The sequence below is a fragment of the Kitasatospora sp. NPDC091257 genome, from assembly GCF_044757675.1.
GTDB lineage: Bacteria > Actinomycetota > Actinomycetes > Streptomycetales > Streptomycetaceae > Kitasatospora > Kitasatospora lactacystinica.
In genome coordinates this window covers 1-8,575 of the sequence record NZ_JBIVVI010000264.1, presented here as the reverse complement: position 1 = coordinate 8,575, position 8,575 = coordinate 1, and the positions used below count along the sequence as shown (strand labels likewise).

General features: G+C 75.2%; 1 protein-coding gene. It reads right to left on the bottom strand.

Going from position 1 to position 8,575, the window contains the following annotated elements; translation table 11 throughout:
- Positions 1 to 8,575: type I polyketide synthase (locus ACIQOV_RS14985; RefSeq protein WP_401048681.1), on the bottom strand; the 8,575-nt coding region annotated here is incomplete at both ends.

Below are 8,575 nucleotides of genomic sequence, written 5' to 3'. Positions count from 1 at the left end.
GTGTGGAGCATGCCGGACAGCACGCCGCCCGGTCCGAGTTCGAGGTACGTCGTCGCGCCCTCGGCCCGCAGCCGGCGGGCCCCTTCCAGGAAACGCACGGTGCCCCGGACGTGGCGCACCCAGTGCTCGGGGGAACGGAGTTCCGCGGCCGTGGCCGTGCGCCCGGTCAGGTTGGAGACGATCTCGATGCCGGGCGCGTGGTACGTCAGCGACTCGGCCACGTCCCGGAACGCGTCGAGCATCCCGTCCATCCGGGCGGAGTGGAACGCGTGGCTCACGCTCAGCCGGCGGGTGCGCCGTCCCCGGGAGCGGAACGCCCCGGCCAGGCGCAGCACCGCGTCCGCGTCACCGGACAGGACCACGGAGGTGGGCCCGTTGACGGCGGCGATGTCCACCGCGTCCCGGCCCGCTTCCGTCTCCGGGAGGGGGTGCCCGGTGCGGTCGTCCAGCAGGGCCTGGTGCACTTCCTCCTCGGTGGCCTCCACCGCCACCATCGCCCCGCCCTCGGGCAGTTCGTCCATCAGCCGGCCCCGGGCCGTTACCAGCGCGCAGGCATCGGGCAGGTCCAGCACGCCCGCCGCGTGGGCGGCGGCGAGTTCGCCGACGGAGTGCCCCATCAGCAGGTCGGGCCGCACACCCCAGTGCTGCACGAGCCGGAACAGCGCCGTCTCCAGGGCGAACAACGCGGGCTGGGTGTACCGGGTGCGGTCGAGCAGCGCCGCACCGGGGGTTCCGGGCTCGGCGAACAGGATGTCGCGCAGGGGCAGGTCGAGGTGCGGGTCCAGGCCGGTCAGCACCTCGTCGAGGGCGTCGGCGAACACCGGGTCGTCGCGGTAGAGCTCCGCGCCGGCTCCGGCCCGCTGGCTGCCTTGTCCCGGGAAGAGGAAGGCGGTCCGGCCGGAGCGCACGGCGCCTCCGGTGAGCAGGTGGCCCGATGCCGTGCCGCGCGCGAGTGCGGTGAGCGAGCGTCGGACGGATGCCCGGTCCCGTCCCAGGACGGCGGCCCGGTGTTCGAGCGGGGCCCGTCCCGTGGCGAGCGAGTAGGCGACGTCCGCCAGTTCGGCGTCCGGGTCGGCATCGAGCCGGCTCACCAGCCGGCCGGCCTGTGCCCGCAGGGCCTCCGGTGTGCCGGCCGAGAGCAGCAGCGGCACGGGCGGGGCGGCCCGGCGCGCGGTGGCCGTCGTGGCGGTGTCCGGGGTGGGCACGGCCGAGGTGTCGGTCCGCTCCGGGGCGGGCGCGACCGCGACGGCCGGTGCCTGCTCGATGATCGCGTGCACGTTGGTGCCGCTGATGCCGAACGACGACACGCCTGCCCGGCGGGGGTTCCCGGTCTCCGGCCACGGGGTGTGCGCGGTGAGCAGGCGGATGGCACCGTCGGACCAGTCGACGTGCGGGTTCGGCGTCCCGGCGTGCAGGGTTCCCGGCAGTTCGCCGTGGCGGATGGCCAGCACCATCTTCATCACTCCGGCCACCCCGGCCGCCGCCTGGGTGTGCCCGATGTTCGACTTCACGGAGCCGAGCCACAGCGGCCGGTCCGCCGTGCGCGCCGGCCCGTGGACGGCCTGGAGCGCCTGCGCTTCGATGGGGTCGCCGAGCTTCGTGCCGGTGCCGTGGGCCTCGATCGCGTCGATCTGGTCGGCGCGCAGCGCGGCGTCGGCCAGCGCGGCGCGGATGACCTGCTGCTGGGACGGGCCGTTGGGGGCGGTGAGCCCGTTGCTGGCGCCGTCCTGGTTCACGGCGGTGCCGCTGATCAGCGCGAGTACGGGGTGGCCGTGGCGCAGGGCGTCGCTGTGGCGCTCCAGCAGCAGCACTCCGGCGCCCTCGCCCCAGCCCGTGCCGTCCGCGTCCGCCGAGAACGCCTTGCACCGTCCGTCGGCGGCGAGCCCGCGCTGGCGGCTGAACTCCACGAAGAGCCGCGGGGTGCTCATCACCGTCACCCCGCCCGCGAGGGCCTGCTCGCAGTCGCCGCGCCGCAGTGCCTGCACGGCCAGGTGGAGCGCCACCAGCGACGAGGAGCACGCGGTGTCGACGGTGAGCGAGGGTCCCTGGAGGCCGAGGACGTAGGACAGCCGCCCGGACAGCACGCTGGCCGTGTTCCCGGTCAGCAGATGGCCCTCGGACACGCCCTCGGCGCCCTGCAGCAGCGCGGAGTAGTCCTGGCCGTTGGTACCGATGTAGACGCCGACCTGCCGGTCCTTCAGCGCGGTCGGGTCCTGCCCGGAGCCCTCGACCGCCTCCCAGGCGGTCTCCAGGAGCAGCCGCTGCTGCGGGTCCATGGCCAGGGCCTCGCGCGGCGAGATGCCGAAGAACTCCGCGTCGAACTCGGGGGCGTCGTGCAGGAAGCCGCCCTGCATGCTGTACGTGGTGCCGGCGTGGTCGGGGTCCGGGTCGTACAGCCCCTCGGTGTCCCAGCCCCGGTTCGACGGCCAGTCGCCGACGGCGTCGGTGCCCTTCGAGAGCAGGTGCCAGAAGTCCTCGGGCCCTGCGACCCCGCCGGGGAAGCGGCAGCCCATGCCGACGATCGCGATCGGCTCGTTGCCGCCGGGTGCCGCCGCCCGGCCCGCCCCGGCATCGACGGAGCCGGCGGGCCCGGCGGTGCCGCTCGCGGCGTCCGGCAGGTCCAGGTCCGCGAGCAGCCGGTCGGCCAGTGCCGACGGTGTGGGATGGTCGAACAGGACGGTGGCGGGCAGGGCCAGTCCGGTGACGGCGGTGAGCCGGTTGCGCAGCTCCACCGCCGTCAGCGAGTCGAAGCCGAGCGCGAAGAACGCCTTTCCGGGCTGGACCGTGTCGACGTCGGGGTGGCGCAGGACCGACGCCGCGTGGGTGCGTACCAGTTCGGTGAGGGTCCTGGCCCGGTCCTCGTGGCGCGGCAGTACGGCGATCTGCTGCCGCAGGGCGTCGGCGGAGTCGCCGCCTTCCCGGACCGCCGACGGTGCGGTGGTGTCCTGGACGGGCCTCGCGGCAGCCGGGTCCGGTATCCCGTGGAGGAGGGCGGCGGTCCACCGGCCCCTGCCCGTGGTGAAGCGCCTCCAGTCGACATCGGCGACCACGACCAGTTCGTCGTCCTCCGCGAGCGCCCGGCCGATCGCGGTGACGGCCGTTTCGGGCTCCATCACCGGCATGCCGAAGTCCCGCAGCCGTGCGGCGACCTCGTCCGCCAGCATGCCCGGCCCGGCCCAGGCGCCCCAGGCCACGGACGTGCCGGGCAGCCCGGCGGCACGGCGGGCGGCGACGAGTGCGTCGACGGCCGCGTTGGCGGCCGCGTAGTTGCCCTGCCCGGCGTTGCCCACGACGCCCATCACCGACGAGAACACCACGAAGGCCGACAGGTCGAGACCCGCGGTGGCCTCGTGCAGGTTCCGTGCGGCGGTCAGCTTGGCGCGCAGCACCACGGCGAGCCGCGCGGGGTCCAGCGCGTCGAGCACACCGTCGTCGAGGACGCCCGCCGCGTGGATGACGGCGGACAGCGGGTATCGCGCCGGGATGTCGGCGAGCAGCGCCGCCACTGCGGCCGGGTCGGCGACGTCGCAGGCCGCGAAGGCCACTTCGGCGCCCAGCGCCGTCAGTTCCGCCCGCAGCACGTCCGTACCGGGGGCGTCGGCGCCGCGTCGGCCGACCAGCAGCAGCCGCTCCGCGCCCTGGCCCGCCAGCCAGCGCGCCGTGTGCGAGCCGACGCCGCCGGTGCCGCCGGTGACCAGGACCGTGCCCCGCCACCGGACGTCCGGGCCGCCTGCACGGGCCTTCGGCGACCCGGACGACGCGGGGCGGAGCCGGCGTCCGTGGACCCCGGTGGAGCGCACCGCCACCTGTTCCTCGTCGGCCGCGGCTCCCGCGAGCACCGCGCACAGGCGGCGGGCGGCCCGTGCGTCCAGCACCTCGGGCAGGTCGACCAGGCCGCCCCGGCGGTGCGGGTGCTCCAGGGCCAGCGTCCGGCCCAGGGCGGCGGAGGCGGCCTGACCGACGTGTCCGGGCCGCTCCGCGCCGCCCAGGACCGCCAGTCCCTTCGTCAGCGTCCAGAGCCGGGCCTGGATGCCCGCGTCCTCCAGTGCCTGGGCCAGCGCGAGGGTCAGCGCCGGACCACCGGGCAGGTCGGGGTGTTCGGGGTGGGGGCGCTCCTCCCAGGACAACAGGGACAGCACGCCGGCGATCGGCTGCTCCCCGGCGGTCTCCGTGAGCAGGGCGGCCAGCTGTTCGCGGGTCGCGCCCGGATCGGCGACGACGCACGGGAGGAGGCCGGCTCCGGCCTCGCCGAGGGCGTCCAGGACGGCCGCCGCGTCACCGCCCTCGGGACGCAAAGCGAGCCAGCGGCCGGGGAGGCCGTCCGTCGGCGTGACCGACAGGGGTGCCCAGGCGACGTGGTAGCGCCAGGATTCCGCCTTCCGCTCACGGCTCCTGACGGAGCGCCAGGCCGCCAGTGCGGGCAGGACTTCGTCCAGGGCGGCATGGCCGACCCCGAGGATTTCGGCGAGCCGGGTGGGGTCCTGCAGTTCCAGGTCGTCCCAGCGGTCCTCGGCGGAGGCGGCCGGGATGGCGGCGGGGGCCGTCAGCCAGTAGCGGGTGCGCTGGAAGGCGTATGTCGGCAGCTCAACGCGCCGGGCCCCCGGGAACGCCCGCGGCCAGTCCACCTCCAGCCCGCGCTCCCAGCCACGGCCGACCGCGCGCAGCACCTGCGCCGGACCGCCCTCCCCGCGACGCAACGTCCCCAGCACCGCGGCGTCCGCACCCGCGGCCTCCACCGACTCCCCCACCGCCACCGACAGCACGGGGTGCGGGCTGGACTCGATGAAGACGCGGTGCCCGGCCGCCAGGAGCGCGCGGGTGGCCTGCTCGAACTCGACGGTCTCCCGCAGGTTGCGGTACCAGTACTCGGCGTCCAGGGCCTTCGTGTCCAACAGGCCGCCCGTGACGCTCGAATAGAACGGCACCGCACCGGACAGCGGCACGATGCCGTCCAGGTCGGCGAGCAGCCGCTCGCGGACCTCCTCCACATGCGCGGAGTGCGACGCGTAGTCGACCTCGATCAGACGCGCCCGCACCCCCTCCCCCACCAGAGCCTCCACCAACGCGGCGACCGCGTCCGCGTCACCCGACACCACCGTCGACGACGGACCGTTCACCGCCGCCACCGACAACCGGCCCGCCCACGGGGCGATGCGCTCCCGCACCGCCTCGACCGGCAGCGGCAGCGACGCCATGCCGCCACGGCCCGCCAGCGCCCCCACCGCACGGGAACGCAGCGCCACCACCCGCGCCCCGTCGTCGATGCTCAGACCGCCCGCCACCACGGCGGCCGCGACCTCACCCTGCGAGTGGCCCACCACAGCGTCCGGAACGACGCCGAACGAACGCCACACCTCCGCCAGCGACACCATCACGGCCCACAGCACCGGCTGCACCACATCGACCCGCGCCAGCAGCGCCTCCGAACCCAACGCCTCCGTCAACGACCAGTCGACGTAAGGCGCCAGCGCCCGCTCGCACTCGGCCATCCGTTCCGCGAACACCTCCGACCCGGCCAGCAACTCCGCGGCCATCCCCACCCACTGCGAACCCTGACCCGGGAACACCAGCGCCACCCGACCGGAAACCAGCCCGCCGCCGGACACCGCGGCACCCTGCGCCAGCGCCTTCACGCCGTCGAGCAGTTCGCTCCGGTCCCCACCCACCACCACCGCACGGTGCTCGAAGGACGCACGCCCCACCGCCAGCGAACAACCCACGTCCGCCACGTCGAGGCCGGGCTCCGCCGCCACCCGCGCCGCCAACGCCTCCGCCTGCGCGCGCAGTGCCTCGGCGCTGCGCGCCGACACCGGCCACATCACCGTCCCGGGACGCGGGGCGTCCTCCACCGCCTCGGCCGGCGCGGACTCCAGGATGACGTGGGCGTTGGTGCCGCTGATGCCGAAGGAGGACACGCCCGCCCGGCGCGGACGGCTCGTGTCGTCCCACGCACGGGCCTCCGTCAGCAGCCGGCCGGCGCCCGCCGACCAGTCCACCTCGGGTGTGGGACCGTCCACGTGCAGCGTCTTGGGCATCACGCCGTGCCGCAGCGCCAGCACCGACTTGATGACCCCCGCCACACCGGCGGCAGCCGAGGCGTGTCCGATGTTGGACTTCAGCGAGCCGATCCACACCGGCCGGTCCGCGGGCCGGTCCTGCCCGTACGTCGCCAGCAGCGCCTGCGCCTCGATCGGGTCGCCCAACCGCGTCCCCGTACCGTGCGCCTCCACCACGTCCACCTCGGACGCCGTCAGCCCCGCGTCCGCCAACGCCGCACGGATCACCCGCTGCTGCGACGGACCGTTCGGCGCCGTCAGACCGTTGCTCGCACCGTCCTGATTCACCGCCGAACCACGGATCACCGCCAGCACCGGATGCCCGTTGCGCCGCGCATCCGACAACCGCTCCACCAGCAGCATGCCCGTGCCTTCGCCGAAGGCGGTACCGTCGGCCGCCGCGGCGAAGGACTTGCAGCGGCCGTCCGGAGCGAGTCCGCCCTGCCGGCTGAACTCGACGAACAGTTCGGGGCTGCACATCACGTTGACGCCGCCGGCCAGGGCCAGCGAGCATTCGCCGGAGCGCAGCGCCCGTACCGCGAGGTGCAGGGCCACCAGCGAGGACGAGCACGCGGTGTCCACGGTGACCGCGGGGCCTTCCAGGCCGAAGAAGTAGGCCAGGCGTCCGGAGACGACGCTTCCCGAGTTGCCGGTGCCGAGGAATCCCTCGACGTCCTCGGGGATGTAGGGCAGCAGCCGGGCCGCGTAGTCCTGCTGCATCAGGCCGACGTACGTGCCGACCGGGGCGCCGCGCAGGGTGGACGGGTCGATGGCCGCGCGCTCGAAGAGTTCCCAGGTGGTTTCCAGGAGCAGCCGCTGCTGCGGGTCCATGGCCGCCGCCTCGCGCGGCGAGATGCCGAAGAACTCCGCGTCGAACTCGGCCGCGTCGTGGAGGAAGCCGCCGTCGCGGGTGACGGAGGTGCCGATGCGGTCGGGATCGGGGTCGTAGAGCGTGTCGAGGCTCCAGCCCCGGTCGGTGGGGAACCCGGAGATGCCGTCGCGGCCCTCGGCCAGCATCCGCCACAGGTCCTCGGGTGAGCGGACATCGCCGGGGAGGCGGCAGGCCGCGGAGACGATCGCGATCCGGTCGTCGTCCGCGTCCCGGTTCCGGTCGGCCGGCCCTGCGGGTACGGAGGGCATGACGGCCCTGGCCGCTTCCGTGTCCGTGAGTCCGGCGCCCAAGAAGTCCGCGAGCGCGGCCGGGGTCGGGTGGTCGAACACCAGGCTGGCGGGAAGCCGCAGGCCGGTGGCGGCGTTCAGGCGGTTGCGCAGTTCCACCGCGGCCAGTGAGTCGAAGCCCAGTTCGCGGAAGGCCCGTCCGGGGTCGAGGGTGTCCGGGGAGGCATGGCCGAGGACCGCAGCCGCGTGGGTGCGGACGAGTTCGACGAGCAGCCGGGTCCGTCCGGTGCCGTCGAGGGCCGCCAGGCGCCGGCGCAGGGCGTTGTCGTCGGCCGTCGCCTGCGCGGCCGTGGCCGCCCGGCGCGGCGGTGTGCGCACCAGGCCGCGCAGCAGCGGCGGCAGAGTACCCTCCGCCGCCGCTGACCGCAGGGCCGCGGTGTCGAGGCGCATCGGGACCAGGGCGGCCCGGTCCACGGTGAGGGCGGTGTCGAAGAGCGCGAGTCCCCGCTCGGTGGAGAGCGGCGGCATCCCGGACCGGGCGAGGCGTCGTACGTCGTCCTCGTCCAGGTGTCCGGTGAGGGCGCTGGCCTGCTCCCACAGGGTCCAGGCCAGGGCCTGGCCGGCCAGGCCCGCCGTCCGACGCTGGACGGCCAGGGCGTCGAGGAAGGCGTTGGCGGCGGCGTAGTTGGCCTGTCCGGGGCCGCCGAAGGTGCCCGCGGCCGAGGAGAACAGCACGAAGTGCGTCAGATCGAGGTCGCGGGTCAGTTCGTGCAGGTGGAGGGCGGCGTCGACCTTGGGGCGCAGCACGGCGTCCACCCGTTCGGGGGTGAGTGCGGTGACGACGCCGTCGTCGAGGGTGCCCGCGGTATGGACCACGGCGGTCAGCGGGTGCGCGGGCGGCAGGTCCGCGATGACGGCGGCCAGAGCGACCCGGTCGGCGGCGTCGCAGGCGACGATGGCGGTCTCGGCTCCCAGCACGGCGAGTTCGGCCCGCAGTTCGTCGGCTCCGGCGGCGGCCGGGCCACCGCGGGAGAGCAGGAGCAGGTGCCGGACGCCGTGCCCGGTGACCAGGCGGCGGGCGACGTGGGAGCCGAGCAGGCCGGTGCCGCCGGTGATGAGGACCGTGCCGTCCGGGTCGAAGGCCCGGAGGGGCCCTGCCGCGTCGTCCGAGAGGTCCGGGTCGTTCCCGAGGACCCGGGCCAGCCGGGGTACGCGGACGTCGTCGCCGCGGACCGCGGACTGCGGTTCTCCCGAGGCGAGGGCCGCGGCGACGCCTGCGGAGGTGCCGTGCTCGTCGTCGGCGTCGAGGTCGAGCAGGGCGAAGCGCCCGGGGTGTTCGGACCGGGCCGAACGGACCAGGCCCCAGAGTGCGCTGTGCGCGGGGTTGCGTACGTCCTCCC